Raw genomic sequence first — 16,967 nt, 5'->3', positions numbered from 1 at the left:
TGAGAAGAGCCATGGTCATTGGTAAAAACCTCAAAAATATTAATGAAGAAAACAACTTCTTCTATCTAACCTTAGCACTAGTGATTTTGTTGCTAGGGAGTGCGATGGCACAAGTCGTAGGTGAAGGGACGATTGAACACATACTTCAGGCTTTCACGGTTCTGACGTTTATCGTCTGTTTTGCGAGCCTTCGCTTTGACAAAACCTGGTCTCGTTTCCTCTACAGCCTGTTTGGTATTTGGGTTCTTGTGATTGTGATCAAGACCGTTTTCGACATCAGAGAGATGAATGTGGTGATGCTTGCCCTCACCTTTGCGTTCTTTTTCGGCACTTTTAAATCCATCGCAAGACAGATTCTTTTCACCGGCCATGTCAACAGCAACAAAGTCATTGGCTCGGTCGCGCTTTTCTTGCTGCTTGGTCTGATGTGGGCGATTGCCTACCTCATTCTGCTTGAGTTTTCGCCTGAAGCCTTTACCGGTATGGAAGCGATTTCTTGGGGGCAGAACTTCTCCAATGCAGCGTATTTCAGTTTCGTTACCTTAACCACGCTCGGTTATGGCGACATTAGTCCTCTAACACCACTGGCTCAAGTCGTGGTGTATTTAGAGGCCATCACAGGTGTTTTTTATATGGCGATTGTTGTTTCAAGTCTCGTCAGTTCTAACATTGATCATCAGGTAAACAAAAATGGATAAACAATCGGTAAAAATCGACAGTAAGATTTTCATCAGTAATATGGTGGAATCGGCAATACGCATTGGCTTGATCTTTGTCTTGCTGATGTTTACGTACGACATCATCAAACCCTTCATCCTTCCGGTTATTTGGGGCGCTATTATAGCCGTCGCTTTAATGCCGCTTACCCAAAAATTGCAGCGTGTATATGGTGGTCGTAGAGGCTTGGCAGCCACAACCATTGCTTTACTTGGTATTGCCCTCCTTGTCACGCCACTTGTTATGGTATCAGGCTCCATTGTGGATGGTGCAACGCACGCGCTTGAAGTACTACAAAATGGACAAGTGAAAATACCAGGGCCAAAACCTTCCGTAGCGGATTGGCCTATCGTGGGTGATAAGCTCTACGAAGTGTGGACCCTATTCGCTACTAATCTTGAACAAGCTATTCAAACCTTTATGCCACAAATAAAGGCAGGACTCACATCTTTACTGGGTACACTGGGGGGCGTATTGGGAAGTTTACTGCTTTCAATCTTGTCACTTGCGATTGCAGCAGGTTTCATGACGTACTCTGAATCTGCAGCATCAGGCTTAAGAACCATCGCGATTCGAACCGCTGGTGAAAACGCAAAAAGCTGGACCACGCTTATCGCTGCGACAATTAAAAGCGTACTGCTTGGCGTAGTCGGTGTAGCGGCGATTCAAGCACTGTTGATCGGTGCTGGTTTCTTCGTATTTGGCGTTCCGGCAGCAGGTTTACTCACACTGCTTCTAATGATTTTATGTATCGCTCAGCTCCCGGCGTTGCTCGCAGTGCTACCTGTGATTGGCTTCATGTACATGACCCAAGACACCTCAACAGCAACCATGTTTACTGTTTGGGTCGTAGTTGCGGCTCTTTCTGAAAACCTGTTCAAACCAATGTTAATGGGACGTGGCGTCGACGTGCCAATGCCTGTGATTCTGCTCGGTGCCATCGGTGGTATGCTTTTCTACGGCATCGTTGGTCTGTTCTTAGGTGCCGTTATCCTAGCAATTTGGTATGAGTTATTTGTTTGGTGGTTGAGCATTGAGAAAGCACAACAGCAAGAAGAAATGGCAGAACAACAAGACGCTTCTGATGACCAATCAGAACCTGGACACGGTGCTGGTATTTAATAAATCAATAAGTTAGAAAGAAATTTAATCTATAACTTATGATATCAAACCGCTGCATTTCAGCGGTTTGATTCTATTTGGATCACAGTTTCGTCGTAATAAATGCGATAAAAATGACGTTCTTGTTAAATTTTCATACTTATTACACTTGGGAGTTGCAATCGGGCAATGAACGATGCACTCTCGATGACCACTAATTTGCTTAGGATAAAAACAATGAAATTGATCAAGCCTTTAACTTGTGCGCTTGCTCTCGCAATGAGTGGCATGGCATTCGCAGATGTAACCGTGAGTGTTCCTGACAACGTTTCAGTATTAGCGGCTAACGGTGAAAAAGCAGATCTTTCGGGTGGTTTTTTCGCCTCTGAAAGAACACTGACGTTACCTGATGGCCTTAACCAAGTCGTATTTCGTTTCGCCCCTTACTTCAACCAAGGTAATGACCGTTTAAGTGTTGAAAGCGATGTTATCGTTACACGATTTGACGCGACCAATGCCGAACTCACTCTACAAATGCCAGAATACCGCAACCTACGTGATGCGGAAGAGAAGATCAAAGACTTAGATTGGAAACTGGTTGATGATTCTGGCAACGCAATCGCGGTTGACCAGGACAAGTTGCTCAAACCGGGTATGCAAATCGGTCGTGATTACGTGCGTGAAATCGAAGATTATAACCAAGCTGGCGGTGCAGCAGCCGTGGCTTTTGCTGGCGCAGCAACCATGCAGCCAGTCACGCTTCCTGCAAAGGTTCCTGCGGATATGAAGCAAGTGAGAGCAACTGCGGTTAAAGCGGATTCGACAGCTGAAGAGATGCTGCACTTCTGGTACCAAAAAGCAGACGCAGAAACCAAAGCTCGCTTTAAGAAATATGTTAATCAACAGTAAATCTGGTTAACTTTATCGATATTAAAAAAGCCACTTCACGTGGCTTTTTTGATCAAAAATTAGGAAGCTTGGACAACTTTAGTATTGGCGATCAAGTCATGCAACAATCGTCGCTCCGGATGAAAGAACAACAATGCCAAATTTACCAACGGGATCCCCGGAATGAGCATCTCCAGCAAGTAGCTAATAACAAGCCTTAACCCTGCTGTAACTTTCGTTGCCTTACTATCATTTTTCATTACAACTTTAATACCAATCATGCGCATACCAATGGTTTGCCCATGACTCAATGCATTCCAGTTGATCATTAAAACCGTTGGTAAAGAAAGCAAGTAAAACGCCTGAGTTTCACGAACAAGCGTGAGGTTATCTGCTAAAGAGAGCTGAAAGTCGTTAAGAAAAGAGTTAATACTCAATGCGATGATTAACACGACCACCATCGCAAAGAGCAGGTCGATAAAACCAGCAATGATTCTCTGTTGCTTGCTCGCGATAAAAGCATACATGGACTTCAGTCACCTCAATGTAATTGGTTAAGCGAGAATGACTGAGTGTACAGACGCGCAATGGTGAGCGCAGTTTAGGTATTGCCAACATAATATTCAACTAAGAACATACTAAATCGCGGTCGTATCTCAAAAGTAATCATTACATCTTGAGCATAACCGTATCAATTTAACAAAACGCTACCAGTAACGTTCGTAAATGATATTTCCCCCGGTTTGATGGCGATACTTTTCCAAGCCTAGCTCTTGTAAGACGGGCACGGTATCTTTGATCATTTGTGGATTCCCACACATCATGACAAAGCTACGCTGAGCTGAGAATGGCGCATCAGCGGCGTTGGACAGTAAACCCGATTCGATGAGTTCAGGAATTCGGCCTTGTAATTTACCATCAACCACTTCCCTGCTGACTATCGGTATATACTTTAATCTGCCTTCATATCGTTGCTGAAGCTGTTCAATTAGGTATTTATAAACCAGATCTTTTTCGAAACGAACGGCATGAACCAGCACAATGCGCTCATTGTGAGGCGGTAAGTTTATATCATCCAGCAGCGATAAAAACGGTCCAATCCCCGTACCTGTAGATAGCAGCCACAGGTCATGAGCCTGTTTAGGAATAGAATCATGGATTAAATCGCCATGTGCGGTGGCACCGACATAAATGCTATCACCAGATTTAAGCTTTTGGAGCCGTGGAGAAAGTTGTCCTTGAGGGTCGGCTACTATTAGAAATTCCAACCAATCGAATTGCTCGCTTGGCGCATTAACCACAGAGTAAGCACGGCTGATCGGCTTACCTTCATCATCAAGCAAAGCAAGCTTGGTGAATTGGCCAGCTTTAAATGAAAGAGGCGCGCCAGATATTCTCAAACTGAACAGCTCACCTGTCCAATCAATGCGTTTCTCAACTCTTGCGAGGTTGAAACCTTTGAGTTCAATCATGAGACACCTCCTATCTGGTTACTCTTAGTTAAACTTACGCCTTCAACTCGATTATGTAAAGTTTCTAGTTTACATAATCAAACCACTATTTCATTTCACATTTTAAAAACAATTTTATTACATATTAAATGATTACATCTAGAATAAATGCTCAAAGTGATAAGTCGCGTCGCAATTTGTGGCAAAGCAGATGAAAAAGGAGCAATAAAAATGGACACACTGTTAAAGGACTTTCCCGTTATCACAGAGATAAAAGTCGCATGGGGTGAAATGGATGCTCTGCAACACGTTAATAACGTGGTCTATTTTCGCTACTTCGAGACCGCACGTTTAGATTACTTCAACAAAATTAACCTGCTGGTCGACCTGCAGACCTCGCAAATTGGACCAGTACTGAGCGAGACTCAATGCCGCTACAAATTGCCTGTTACTTACCCAGACACGCTATTAGTCGGTTCTCGCGTAATCGACATGCAAGAAGATCGCATCACGATGGAGTACCAAGTGCTGAGTAAGAAGTGGGGTAAAATTGCGACCATCGCGACCGCCACTGGTGTGATGTTTGATTTTAAGAACAACGTTAAAGCTGCGATTCCAGATCACGTTCGCCAGTCGATTTTAGACTTGGAAGGAACCGTGGGTAGTACGCATCATTTGGAGTAGCAATAAACGAGAGATTAAAGGCGAGGTTCCCGACAGCGCTTCTTCATCGCTATCGGGAATGATGCTGAGGTACCATTCCAACTTACGCAATAAGAAAACTAGCGTCATTCTAATGAGCCTAAGTGAATCATTCGAAACCTCGCTAAACGTAACAGCAGCGCGACTCTTCCAGCCTACGCGATAAGAAAAGCTGCGTCATTCTAGCGAGCCATAGCGAGACTAAAAATCTACTTACCGCTTGCTGCAGACCATAGTGCCATGAATAAACTCAATACAATCTGAGGGTAGATTCTGAATCACGCTCGTTCCTCGCTGTTCAGAATGACGGTTCGAGATTGGCTCTAACCCCTACAAAACCATCTAAAAAAGCGATTCCAGATAAACCTATGTGACCATCCGGAATCTCGCTTTAGACGCATCAGCAGAGCGATTCTTCCAGCCTACGCGATAAGAAAAGCTGCGTCATTCTAGCGAGACTAAGAATCTACTTGCCGCTTGCTGCAGACCATAGAACCATGAATAAACTCAATACAATCTGAAGGTAGATTCTGATTCACGCTCGTTCCTCGCAGTTCAGAATGACGGTTCGAGTTTGGCTCTGACCTCTACAAAACCATCTAAAAAAGCGATTCCAGATAAGCCTAAGTGACCATCCGGAAAATCGCTTTAGGCGTATCAGTGGAGCGACTCTTCCAGCCTACGCGACAAGAAAAGCTACGTCATTCTAGCGAGCCAAAGCGAGACTAAGAATCTACTTACCGCTGCTGCAGACCATAGAGCGGTTAGCAGAATGTCTCGATGTACAGCGCTTCCACCTTATCTCTGGCCCATTGCGTTTTACGCAGGAACTTCAGCGACGATTTGATTGAAGGATCTTTCTTGAAACAGTTCACACGAACGCGCTCATACATGCCATTCCAACCAAAGTGTTCAACTAGTCGGGTGACGATTTTCTCTAAACTCAACCCGTGAAGTGGGTTATTCGGCTGCTGTTGGCTCATGCTATTGATCCGGTAAAGTGAAGTTTCGCGCTAATCTAACTCAAACTCGCCGTGCAACCTAATGTTTTAACCTTGAATTGGCCTACGACTCTCCCCTATAGTAGCCCAAACTTCTTAAAAGCCCTTTTCATTATGAAAGCCCTCAACGACCTCAATATTTTTGTCGAAACCGCGCGCCAAGGCAGCTTTTCAAAAGCCGCTAACAGCATGGACATGACACCTGCCGCCATTAGCGCATCGATTAAGCGTCTTGAAGGGCAAATCGGTTTCCCACTGTTTGTGCGTTCCACCCGAAGCCTGCGTTTAACCTCAGAGGGCGAACTGTTTTTAGACAAAACCACGCAAGCGTTGGCAACATTGCAAGAGGGGTTGGATCAGATCTCAAGTGCGCGCGGGGAGTTGTCTGGTCAGCTGCACATTACTGCACCCTCCGATTTTGGTCGCAATATGTTGCTCGATTGGGTGGATGAGTTCATCGATCTCTACCCAAATGTTTCCATTAAACTAGAGCTGTCCGATAGCTTGACGGATATGTATACCAAGCCTGTCGATATTGCGATTCGCTACGGCGAACCGGCCGACTCCAATCTGGTCGTATTGGCATTGTGTGGGTCAAACGAACGGATATTATGTGCATCGCCAGAGTACGTAGCTACACATCCAGAACTCACCTCTCCTGCCGATTTAACGCAACACAACTGCTTGTGCTACATGGTCGCGGATTCGGTCTACAACAAATGGACGCTCACTCGTGGCAGCGAGAAAGAACAAATCGTGGTCAGCGGTAACTTGTTGAGCAACGATAGTGACTTGCCACACCGGTTAGCGATCAAAGGCAAAGGCATTGCGAATAAATCATTGATGGACATTAGCCGAGACTTAATCGAGGGAAGATTGGTACGAGTGTTACCAGAGTGGGATTGCGGCCCAGTGCCGCTCTACATGGTATGTGCCGATCGTCGATTATTGACGCCAACGATTCGGACTTTCCGCGACTTTATCCAACAAAAATGCTGCCAGCAACGCGCCAACGTGCTGGCAACCTTCTGTCATTAGGCGATAAATCGAAGAGGACGAATCTGGGTATATTCAACCCAATCATTCTCTTCCAATGTTTCAAGAAACGTCGCCATATGCGGGCTTTGCAAATGCTTATCCAAGGCCTCTTGCGATGCCCAGATTTCTTGGAACATAAATAGGCCATCAACTTTTTCGTCGAGATACAACTCGTATTGGCAACAGCCTTCTTCTTTGCGAGTTGGCTCTAGTAAACCAGCAAGCAAATTCGCCACCTGATCCTTACGGTCTGGATAGGCTTTCACTTCTGCGACTAAGTGGATCATCGTTTTATCACTCTTTTGCGATTTATATATTGATTACGGGGTTCTACGTCACCTGTAAGTAAGCTCGAATTAGATCTCGGTGAATACGGTTTCTGCGTCCCAGCGAGACTTTGGCGTTTTCGCGTTGAAGTCATCTTCCGCGTGGTAGCCAAGCGGCACGATCACAACGCTAGTGTAACCTTTTTCACGCAAGCCAAATTCTTCATCCAGCACTTTTGGCTCAAACCCTTCAATTGGCACTGCATCAATTTCTAACGTCGAAGCCCCCAACAGCAACGTACCCACGTTGAGGTAAACTTGTTTCTCCATCCAATGGTTCGCATCTTTCAGATCAAAACGGTGCATGTTCACAAAGTAGCTACGACCACCGCGTACAGCCGCTTTCGCTTCTTCAGTTGGGAATCGGCCATCTTTTTCTTCTTGCACCATTAGCGCTTCAATGTAGTCGTTATCAATGCCTGTTTTCGCACAAAACACCAATACGTGAGAAGCGTTGAGAATCTTCGCCGCGTTAAATGCGTAGTTCTCTTGCGCCGCTTTAGCGATGCGCTGTTTGCCTTCTTCTGTGCTTGCCAGAATGAAATGCCAAGGTTGAGAGTTCACACTCGATGGACTAAAACGAATCAGCTCTTTAACTGCATCGATTTTTTCTTGAGATAGCTTGCGCGTTGGGTCAAACACTTTCGTTGAGTAACGAGATTTTGCAGCTTGTACGATATCCATGAGGCTCTCCAATTAATGAGTTTAAGCTGAGTAACAGCATAACCTCATGAGATAAAGGGAAAAACCGATTTCGATTAAAAACATTTTCAAAATAAATTTGAAAATAAAACGATAAGAAAGGCTTTGAGCGTTCTCACTGAACTTCTTCATCTTTTCGGCAATAATGCATGTTTGCTCGCAACCAAACTCAACTCATGCTGCCTCAAGATAACGTTATTACATCCTTTCTGTGCAAAAAGCTCGGTCACAATCACCTTCGAATTGCCGGCGAATATTGGCACATTGAGAAGTTGGTGGCCTTGCAATGCATGATGTTGAAAGAAGCGCCTAACCTCCAAGAAGGGCTGCTTTGGTGGAGTAAAAGTGTCTCATTATTCGACCGCCGTTTGTACGTCACATTGCAACATGGTGATGCCCAAATCCATCTGCAAGTAGAATGCAGAACAGCCGATATGCCAAATTGGGCGGAGTCGGTGTTTGGCTTGCTCAAAATGCAGTTGGAGACGCTTGAGCTAAGCGAATCAATACAAGTACAAGTTCAAGCCAGCAATCCACTCGCGGCCGATATTTTTCTAGGGGAAACGCGAGATTCTAAAACGAGTTCAAGCGTGTTTGAACTGGTGAAACATGTTTATTTGCTGCTTTCTCACCAACCAATTGAACAGCCAGAATTGCTGAGTGTTTTGAACGCCTTGTTCATCAAAAACAGTAATTACGCGCTCAAGTTAGAGCAAGCGGCAAGGCAACTGGGCGTCTCCAAACGCACCTTGCAACGTCGACTGCAAGAAAAGCAAATGAGCTACTCTCAATGCGTTGATTTCGCTAAAAGAAAGCAAGCACTCACTTTGCTTGCCGACACCCAACTCACAACGCAGCAAATCGCCTATCAACTCGGTTATGAAGAACCTTCGAACTTTCACCGCACTTTTCGTCGTTGGTATCCGTTTTCACCCATGCAATATCGCCAGCAGTGCTTAGATAACCGCACTCATCTCAACAACCAACCCATCCGCTTGTACTACGCCAAAGCGAATACTTTAGCCGATAACGACATTGACCAACCCGTCGGTAAAATCTGGATGGAAGTGGATAATATTGCGTTTGAAAAAGTGGTCTCCGTTGAATGTCGAGACCGTGATGGCACGTGGCGTCGCTACCCAGCCTTCTTCGAGCGTTTTTTGAATAATGGCACCGAACTATGGGCGACAACAGAGCTTCCTGTCGCACATCCACTGACCTTTAGACTGTGTTATGAAGTCGATGGTGAGCGCTACATTGATAACAACCACCAGCGTGATTACGTGGTCTCCAAGGGGCTTTTAATTGGCGCAACGGAATACATTGTCCCGACAAAACAACTTATCCAACTCGGTACACAGTACACCTTGTTTGTGGAACTCGCATGTAGATTAAAAGACGTGGCGAAGATCGATTGCTACGTGGGTGATGCGCCAGCTCCGCACACAATGAGCCAAACTCAGAATGCAGAAGATTACACATGCTGGGCGCTACAACTTCCCCTCACCCAAACGGCTAAACAGTGTCGATTTCGACTCTATGATCATTCTGGTAATGAGTTAGCCAAAGACCATTACCCGATTCAATACCCAATTATGCAACCACTCAGTTAAATATGTAGCACAGTTCAAATTCAGCACTTCGTGACATCATTCCACGTCTTTTTTGGCGTGAGATGACACTCTCAATTTCAAACCTTTGCTTTATCGTTTCTGCATTGCTGCATAACGGAGGCAAAAACTGTGTTTGAAACTCTACCTAACCCAATGAATAAAATAAAAATACTTCCTTTAGCGATCGCTCTTGCTCTTTCTGGCTGTGGAAGCGACGAAACCACACCAGTCGATACGGGCAGCCACGTGGCATCTCCTGATTGGCAAGATCAAATCATTTACTTCCTGATGATCGACCGTTTTAACGACGGCGACAGCGCTCTTAATGATCAAGGGCAAAACGAATTCGATCCGACTTCGGATAAAAAATTTAGCGGCGGCGACCTCGTTGGTGTGAGTGATAAGTTAAGCTACATCGAAGATCTCGGTGCCACATCGATCTGGATTACTCCGCCAGTGGCAAACCAATGGTGGGATGCAGAACAAAACTACGGCGGCTACCACGGGTACTGGGCGCGCGATTTCCAAAAAGTGGATGAGCACTTTGGTGACATGGAAAGCTACCAAGCGTTAGCGCGAGAAGTGCACGCTCGTAATATGTTCTTGATTCAAGACATCGTGACCAACCACGTAGGTAACTTCTTCACTTACGATGACCCATACTATTACGACCCTAGCCTACCTTGCCAAGGTTTCCGTTTGATTGAAAATGCGCTGCCAGCAGGGCAAGAACTGCCTTATCCGCTCAACATGAATGAGTGTAAAGAAGACGGTACTGGCATTTACCACTGGACGCCAAGCATCACCGACCACAACGATCCCGTCCAAGAAAAAACCTGGCAACTGTCGGATCTGGATGATCTAAATACGTCCGATCCTGAAGTACGCGCTTATCTAAAAGAGAGCTACCGAAAATGGATTCGCGAAGTCGGCGTCGACGGATTCCGTATCGATACGGTGAAGTTTGTTGAACACGATTTCTGGAACGATTTCCTACACGCCGACGATGGTGTGATGACGCAAGCGGTTGATACTGGTCGTGACAACTTCCTCACTTTTGGTGAAGTATTCGAAACATCTACGCCCTACCACACCGAAGGCGAAGAGAAGATGCTGACTTACATCGGTGAAAGTGGCTCGCCGAAACAGCTAACCTCGGTACTGAACTTCCCATTGCAAGCGACCATGACGCGCGTATTTGCATCAGGGCAACCGACCGACTATTTACGTTTCCGTCTTGAGAAAATGATGGACATGTTCCCGAATCCATACATCATGCCGAACTTCATTGATAACCACGATATGCCACGTTTTCTATCGCAAGGCAGTGTCAACGATATGAAGCAAGCTCTGATCACAATGATGGCAGTGCCGGGCATCCCTGTGATTTACCAAGGTACAGAGCAAGCGATGTCAGCGGCGCGTGATGCGATGTTCGCCGGAGGGTATCGTGAAGATGGCAACTACGTAGACTCATTCGACCAAAACAGTGAGATGTACTTGTTTATTCAAGAACTTGCCAAGCTACGCACTGAAAACAAAGTCATGACACGCGGCGAAATGAAAGTGATTGGCAGCGATAAAGCGGGCGCGGGCGTGTTCGCCTTTACTCGAACGTTGGATAACGACGAAGTCTTGGTTGTGATGAATACATCCAACTCGCCGATGTTGATGAACCAACTCGATGTAGAACAAGTTGGTGGCACCGTCTTCAAACAACAAATCATGTCGAACTGGGTAGACGCTCCAGAGCAGTTAATCGCAGATGAAAACGGTCACGTAACCCTTGAGCTACCAGCCAAATCTGCCGTGATTTACTCAAAAACTAACGATACCCAATCGGTAGATACCCCAGACCTCAACATCCAACTGGCGCAGGGTTGGGAAGGAAAAACCATCACTGGTGATATTGTTATCGCGGGTAGTGCGAACGCCAACGAGAAGTTGAACCTTGTCGTCGATGGTAACTTAGAAACAGCGCAAGCCATTACTGCAGGCGCTGATGGTCAGTTTAGTGTCACGCTGTCGACTCGTCACTTTGCAATTGGCGAACAACAACACCGCTTCGCGATTTATTCTACTGAGAAAAAAGCTGGCATTGAAGATGTTAACTTTGTGTCGGACTTAAGCTGGTCAAACACGCCAGACGACACTATTGATGACGCGGGTGATGCGCAAGATGGCATGGGCGGTCCTAACGGTAACTATTCGCTACCAACGGATCCAACATTCGATAAAAACAATAGCCAACTCGCAATCAACAAAGCTGAGGTATTTACCGTTGGCAGTAACGTACGTTTGACCTTCACTATGGACAAAATCACCGACACTTGGTTACCACCAAACGGCTTCGACCACGTGGGTTTCACCATCTTTATGGATTTACCGGAAGAAACGGCAACCAACTTGTCTGAGCTACCGAAGATCAACGCTTCTATGCCAAGCGGAACCTGGAGTCGCAATGCGGTTGTTTTTGGCTGGCAAAGCTCGATTTACAACACCAAAGGAGCAAATGCGACGACATGGGGAGAAGCCGTAACGCCAGCACCAACAGTGACAGTAGACAAAGCCAACAACACCATTTCAATGGACTTTGCTAGCGATGCACTAGGCCGCCCAGATTCGCTCGATGGTATCCGCTTCTATGTCACGACTTGGGACTTAGACGGCCTTTCGGCAACTTACCGTCCGCTAGAGCAAGACAAAGGCCCTTGGAACTTCTCCGGTGGCGCATCGGATGAAAGTAAGATTTGGGACGATTTACCAATCATCACCTTGTCGGAATAAACCGTTAAATAAGACACCGCCCAGCGTTATAGCAGGGCGGCCATCAACAAAAAAATGCAGAAAGACACTTCTGCTCGTTTTTATTCTAGTTAAAGAACGATTTCACCCACAGCACCAGACTGTCCCAAAGCTGAGCGAACCACGAGCCCTCTTCTACCGCTTGGCTGCTGACCAAGGGATAACTCGCCACGGTACTGTCATCACTTTTCCAAACGACCTTACCAATCTCATCTCCTTGCGCGATCGGCGCAATCAACGGTTCATTTAACACCACACTCTTATCAAGCCCAGCCGTCATTGAACGAGGCAGAGTGAGATAGGCATCTTTAGCAAAGATCGCCTCAACTTGATTGGTATTTCCCTTCCAAACGCGAACTTTAGACTCAACTTGGCCTTGCTTAGCAACTTGCTTGGTGTCATAAAAACGAAAACCATAGCTGAGTAGATTCTTCGATTGGCTGATCCGAGCCTGTTTACTTGGCGTGCCCATCACCACCGAGATAAGGCGCATTCTTCCTTCTTTGGCCGAACTCACCAAGCTGTATCCCGCATTGCTGGTGTAGCCGGTTTTGCCCCCGTCGACATCAATGGAATTGTCCCACAGCAATTTATTGCGGTTGTACTGTGTAATGTCGTTCCACTTGAAGACTTTCTCACTGTATAGCGCATACACATCAGGAACATCGCTGATGATCGACTGCATGAGTTTTGCCATATCGGTTGGTGAGGTTTGGATGCCATCACTATCAAGACCATGGGAGTTCACAAAATAGGTGTCTTGCAGTCCTAATTTCTCCGCCCAACCATTCATCAAGGCGACAAAGCCGCGTTCACTGCCTGCAACATGCTCAGCCAGTGCAACACACGCATCATTTCCTGATTGGATGATCACGCCGCGCATTAAGTTCGCAACACTAATTTCATCTTTCGGTTTGATGAACATTTTAGAAGAACCGGGAAACTTGGCCGACCACGCGTTTTCGCTCACGGTGACAACATCATCCCATTTCAAACGCCCCGCTTTGATTTCTTGTCCAACTACATAAGCGGTCATCAACTTGGTTAAACTCGCCGGAGCAAGGCCTGCTCGCCCGTTATGCTCGGCAATAATGGCACCGGATTGAAAGTCCATTAATACGTAACCTTTTGCCTGTAACTGAGGTGGGTTGGGCGTAACAACGGCAAAAGTAGGTACGCTTATTAAACAAGTCACAATTGTCCATCGAGCCAGTGACACTTTCATCCGACTTCCTCCATGCTCTTACTTTGTCGCAACTCTATTGAGCATAGCTCACTCAACCAGTTGCACCAGTCGCTAATCGTTTCATTTTCTTGAACTTACATTGATTTGACCAAGGTATAGAACTGAAGAGGCGATTGGGAAATAGCATTGGTTCTTCATGCCATTCGCAGTAAAGTAGCGCTACCCCTCAATAAGGAAATAAAGATAACAATGAACGCTCAATCATTTATCGACGCAGGATTGCATTACACTCCCCACAGTTTTACCGTTCCTCTGGATTACCAAGACGCGAGCAAAGGCACCATTGAAGTCTTCGCCCGTGCGGTTTGCCTAGTTGGCGATGAAGAATCGACCAAACCTTGGTTGGTTTACTTTCAGGGCGGACCTGGCTTTCCCTCTCCGCGTCAAAACGGCAATAACGGCTGGGTAAAACGCGCGCTGCAAGAGTACCGAGTTTTGCTCCTCGACCAGCGCGGTACGGGCAATAGTTCGGTGATTAATCATCAGACTCTGGCTCATTTCACACCGCAGCAACAAGCAGACTACTTAAGCCACTTCCGCGCAGACAACATTGTTCGTGATGCGGAATACATTCGTGAGCAATTTGGCGTCGAAAAATGGGCGATCTTAGGTCAAAGCTTTGGTGGTTTTTGCTCCCTCACCTATTTGTCTTTGTTCCCAGACAGCTTGCTACAAAGCTACATCACAGGTGGCGTGCCATCAGTCTCGCGTCATGCCGACGATGTGTATGAAGCCACTTTCAAACGCACCATGGAGAAAAACCAAGCGTTCTTCCAACAATTTCCCAATGCACAGCAACTTTGCCAAAACATTGCGAATCACTTGCTAGAAAATGAAGAGTACCTACCAAATGGTCAACGCTTCACGGTGGAACAATTTCAACAAATCGGCATCAACTTTGGTGTGAGTGATACTTTCTTACCAACTTACTATTGGCTAGAAAGCGCGTTGATTGAAGTGAACGGCAAACCACAACTTCGTTATGAGTTCTTAAACGATATGTTGGCGCAGCAAAACTTCCAAACCAACCCGATCTACGCCATTTTGCATGAATCGATTTACTGTCAAAGCTTCGCGTCGAATTGGAGTGCGCACCGCGTTCGCCAAACCCGATCAGAGTTTAATTATGAATCTGGCAAGCCATTTTACTTTACGGGGGAAATGGTCTTCCCATGGATGTTCGACCAATACGTTAACCTCAAGCCACTAAAAGACGCCGCAGAAATATTAGCCGCGAAAGAAGATTGGGCTGCGCTGTACGATCAAACACAACTGGCTCAAAACAAAGTGCCTGTCAGTTGCGCCGTTTACGCCGATGATATGTTTGTTGAAATGGATATCAGTCGAGAGACGCTCGCGTTAATACCAAATTCAAAAGCGTGGATCACCAATGAGTACGAGCACAACGGTTTACGTGCCGACGGTGAACGTATTCTCGATAGGCTCATAGCCATGGGTAAACAGACCGCAGCTACGTTGAAATAAGCACGGCAGACGTTAGAAAAACGCCTTTTCAGTATGTGGTGAAAAGGCGTTTTATAGCGGTTTATGAACAATGGCGATCAGTCATTCACTCTTTGTCCCTAAACCTTTATCCCTCACCACCTCATGTATAAAACTGCGACATGTCCTTTCCTTGTCAATGACTCCGGTGATTATTTGGTGCTTCTTGCGCCTAACTTTTTTGAAGGGCCTAAAACAGAATAACAGCATAAATCTAAACCAAAAGTATCGGCTCCAACCTACCTAACCCACTATAATTAATGCTTATAATTTGAACACATAGCGGCTTCACCTGCGGACATGCTCCTCCTATCAAAGACCGCCAGGCCCCGCCTACTCATAATATCCGTATAATTTGTCCGTATTTCCGACTAGTTTAGTCAGGTATACTTCGTGCCGCTAAAATTTTAAGGTCGTTGACCACCTGTATTTTTAAAGGAAACCTCATGAGTCAGTATGTAGTTTGTGCGCTGTACAAGTTTGTTGAGCTGAATAACTATCAAGAGCTACGCGAGCCATTACTTGCGTTGATGGAAAAACACCATATTCGCGGAACATTACTACTGGCAAGTGAAGGTATCAACGGTACTGTTGCATCTGATCGTGCAGGTATTGATACGCTACTGGAGTGGCTAAACAACGAACCTCGTTTGACTGGCACCGTATACAAAGAGTCGTATTCTGAGACCCAGCCATTCAATCGCACCAAAGTGAAATTGAAAAAAGAGATCGTAACATTAGGTGTTGAAGGTATAGACCCTCGCCACGTAGTGGGTACTTACGTGAAACCTCAAGAGTGGAACGATCTTATTGCTGATCCTGAAGTGTTTGTTGTCGATACACGTAATGATTACGAAATCGAGATCGGGACATTCAAAGGCGCTGTAAACCCAAATACTGAAACCTTTCGTGAATTCCCAGACTATGTAAAAGAAAACATGGACCCGGCAAAACACAAGAAAGTTGCGATGTTCTGTACCGGTGGTATCCGCTGCGAAAAATCAACGGCTTACATGAAAGAACAGGGCTTTGATGAGGTCTACCACTTAGAAGGCGGCATTCTTAAATATCTTGAAGAAGTTCCTCAAGAAGAGAGCATGTGGGAAGGCGATTGTTACGTATTTGACGGGCGTGTTGCAGTGAACCACCAGCTAGAAAAAGCAGATTACGATTTATGTAACGCTTGTCGTCTACCGATCACTGAAGAAGACAAACAGTCAGAATTGTTCGAGCAAGGCGTGAGCTGTCCAAAATGTCACGGCACACACTCAGAAGAACAAATTGCTCGATTCCGCGAGCGTGAAAAACAAATTGTTCTTGCAGAGCAGCGAGGCGAGCAGCATGTTGGTGGTGAAAGTGCCAAGCAAAGAGAAGCCCGACGTGCCGCTAAGTACGCGCAAAAAGAAGCGCAGCGTAAACAAGACTAAGCCCAACTCTCCTTATATTTAGCGAGCTGCCGTAAGGTGGCTCGCTTTTACTACGCACCAATACTCTTTCAATACAATTTTGTATCCCTCACCAATACCTCTAGTTTATTGTCTCTTTTGCCTTCGGGTAGCCCCACCATTTCATCATAAGCACTTTGATGCACTAAAACCTGCTTATTTGCCTTGATATTCCTGCACTTCTTTTGCATCTCGATCAGGGAATGAGCCCTCAAAAAGATACCGTTGTCATCAGTGATAAATTGCGCTTCTCCATCAATCACGACAGATGCCTGGTACAATGCGAGATCAAGCGAATGAATGACCAATTTGTCTACATAGAAGTATTTTTGTAACTTACTCAATGGTATTGCCATGTGTCACCTCCCTAAAAGTTACCTCTACGTTTTGTGGAATAAAACCGATCATTGGATGAGATTTCTTCGGTTT

The 16,967-nt window shown here is 45.8% G+C and carries 16 protein-coding genes; 9 read left to right on the top strand and 7 right to left on the bottom strand.

Translation table 11 applies throughout. From position 1 onward, the window contains the following. Positions 1-11 precede the first annotated feature (11 nt). The 3 genes from R7F67_RS03415 (at position 12) to R7F67_RS03405 (ending at position 2,727) form a co-directional block, all read left to right on the top strand. Positions 12-698, top strand: coding sequence for a potassium channel family protein (locus tag R7F67_RS03415; protein ID WP_005374942.1), 687 nt, complete (start codon positions 12-14; stop codon positions 696-698). Next, positions 691-1,839, top strand: a complete 1,149-nt coding sequence (locus R7F67_RS03410; RefSeq protein ID WP_054576588.1) for an AI-2E family transporter — start codon at positions 691-693, stop codon at positions 1,837-1,839. The genes R7F67_RS03415 and R7F67_RS03410 overlap by 8 nt, the downstream gene beginning before the upstream one ends. Positions 1,840-2,055: 216 nt before the next feature. Continuing rightward, positions 2,056-2,727 carry a DUF2057 domain-containing protein gene (locus tag R7F67_RS03405; RefSeq protein WP_017634411.1) on the top strand — a complete coding sequence of 224 codons (672 nt, stop codon included), beginning with the start codon at positions 2,056-2,058 and terminating at the stop codon, positions 2,725-2,727. Positions 2,728-2,786: 59 nt separating this feature from the next. Here the strand turns inward: R7F67_RS03405 and R7F67_RS03400 are convergent, their stop codons facing one another. Both R7F67_RS03400 and R7F67_RS03395 read right to left on the bottom strand, forming a co-directional pair. Beyond that, positions 2,787-3,233 carry an RDD family protein gene (locus R7F67_RS03400; RefSeq protein WP_005374936.1) on the bottom strand — a complete coding sequence of 149 codons (447 nt, stop codon included), beginning with the start codon at positions 3,231-3,233 and terminating at the stop codon, positions 2,787-2,789. Between the two features lie 180 nt (positions 3,234-3,413). Beyond that, the gene (locus R7F67_RS03395) at positions 3,414-4,178 is read right to left on the bottom strand and encodes a ferredoxin--NADP reductase (RefSeq protein WP_005374935.1); all 765 of its coding nucleotides are present in this window, start codon (positions 4,176-4,178) and stop codon (positions 3,414-3,416) included. A 210-nt stretch (positions 4,179-4,388) separates the two neighbouring features. On the opposite strand from R7F67_RS03395, the gene R7F67_RS03390 reads away from it, so the two are divergent. After that, positions 4,389-4,841, top strand: a complete 453-nt coding sequence (locus R7F67_RS03390) for an acyl-CoA thioesterase (protein ID WP_005374933.1) — start codon at positions 4,389-4,391, stop codon at positions 4,839-4,841. A 782-nt stretch (positions 4,842-5,623) separates the two neighbouring features. On the opposite strand, the gene R7F67_RS03385 is transcribed toward R7F67_RS03390, so the two are convergent. Beyond that, positions 5,624-5,842, bottom strand: a complete 219-nt coding sequence (locus R7F67_RS03385; RefSeq protein WP_005374929.1) for a VF530 family DNA-binding protein — start codon at positions 5,840-5,842, stop codon at positions 5,624-5,626. A gap of 132 nt (positions 5,843-5,974) precedes the next feature. On the opposite strand from R7F67_RS03385, the gene R7F67_RS03380 reads away from it, so the two are divergent. Next, on the top strand, positions 5,975-6,898 hold the full coding sequence (locus tag R7F67_RS03380) for a LysR family transcriptional regulator (RefSeq protein ID WP_025768616.1): 924 nt from the start codon (positions 5,975-5,977) through the stop codon (positions 6,896-6,898). On the opposite strand, the gene R7F67_RS03375 is transcribed toward R7F67_RS03380, so the two are convergent. Together R7F67_RS03375 and R7F67_RS03370 are read right to left on the bottom strand one after the other, a co-directional pair. After that, positions 6,895-7,185, bottom strand: coding sequence for a putative quinol monooxygenase (locus R7F67_RS03375; protein WP_318056958.1), 291 nt, complete (start codon positions 7,183-7,185; stop codon positions 6,895-6,897). The two genes, R7F67_RS03380 and R7F67_RS03375, sit on opposite strands and share 4 nt — an antisense overlap. A gap of 69 nt (positions 7,186-7,254) precedes the next feature. Beyond that, positions 7,255-7,908, bottom strand: a complete 654-nt coding sequence (locus R7F67_RS03370; RefSeq protein WP_054576584.1) for an oxygen-insensitive NAD(P)H-dependent nitroreductase NfsB — start codon at positions 7,906-7,908, stop codon at positions 7,255-7,257. A gap of 167 nt (positions 7,909-8,075) precedes the next feature. Between R7F67_RS03370 and R7F67_RS03365 the strand changes: the two genes are divergently transcribed. Beyond that, positions 8,076-9,539, top strand: coding sequence for a helix-turn-helix transcriptional regulator (locus R7F67_RS03365; protein ID WP_318056957.1), 1,464 nt, complete (start codon positions 8,076-8,078; stop codon positions 9,537-9,539). A gap of 129 nt (positions 9,540-9,668) precedes the next feature. Continuing rightward, entirely contained in the window at positions 9,669-12,326 is a 2,658-nt protein-coding gene (locus tag R7F67_RS03360) for an alpha-amylase family glycosyl hydrolase (protein ID WP_318056956.1), read from the top strand. Positions 12,327-12,411: 85 nt separating this feature from the next. On the opposite strand, the gene R7F67_RS03355 is transcribed toward R7F67_RS03360, so the two are convergent. Next, positions 12,412-13,569: a D-alanyl-D-alanine carboxypeptidase family protein gene (locus R7F67_RS03355; protein WP_024701007.1), complete on the bottom strand. Its 1,158-nt coding sequence runs from the start codon at positions 13,567-13,569 to the stop codon at positions 12,412-12,414. Between the two features lie 210 nt (positions 13,570-13,779). Between R7F67_RS03355 and R7F67_RS03350 the strand changes: the two genes are divergently transcribed. Together R7F67_RS03350 and R7F67_RS03345 are read left to right on the top strand one after the other, a co-directional pair. Continuing rightward, the gene (locus tag R7F67_RS03350) at positions 13,780-15,075 is read left to right on the top strand and encodes an alpha/beta fold hydrolase (RefSeq protein WP_033906678.1); all 1,296 of its coding nucleotides are present in this window, start codon (positions 13,780-13,782) and stop codon (positions 15,073-15,075) included. Positions 15,076-15,539: 464 nt separating this feature from the next. Continuing rightward, positions 15,540-16,520, top strand: coding sequence for a rhodanese-related sulfurtransferase (locus tag R7F67_RS03345; protein WP_017634441.1), 981 nt, complete (start codon positions 15,540-15,542; stop codon positions 16,518-16,520). 68 nt (positions 16,521-16,588) lie between these two features. Here R7F67_RS03345 and R7F67_RS03340 read toward each other — a convergent pair whose 3' ends face one another. Then, the gene (locus R7F67_RS03340) at positions 16,589-16,894 is read right to left on the bottom strand and encodes a DUF6482 family protein (RefSeq protein WP_033906677.1); all 306 of its coding nucleotides are present in this window, start codon (positions 16,892-16,894) and stop codon (positions 16,589-16,591) included. Positions 16,895-16,967: the final 73 nt, after the last annotated feature.

Origin of the sequence: Vibrio sp. YT-17 (assembly GCF_033337375.1) — a bacterium.
Taxonomy (GTDB): Bacteria; Pseudomonadota; Gammaproteobacteria; order Enterobacterales; family Vibrionaceae; genus Vibrio; species Vibrio alginolyticus.
This window is presented reverse-complemented; position numbering and strand designations above follow the sequence as displayed.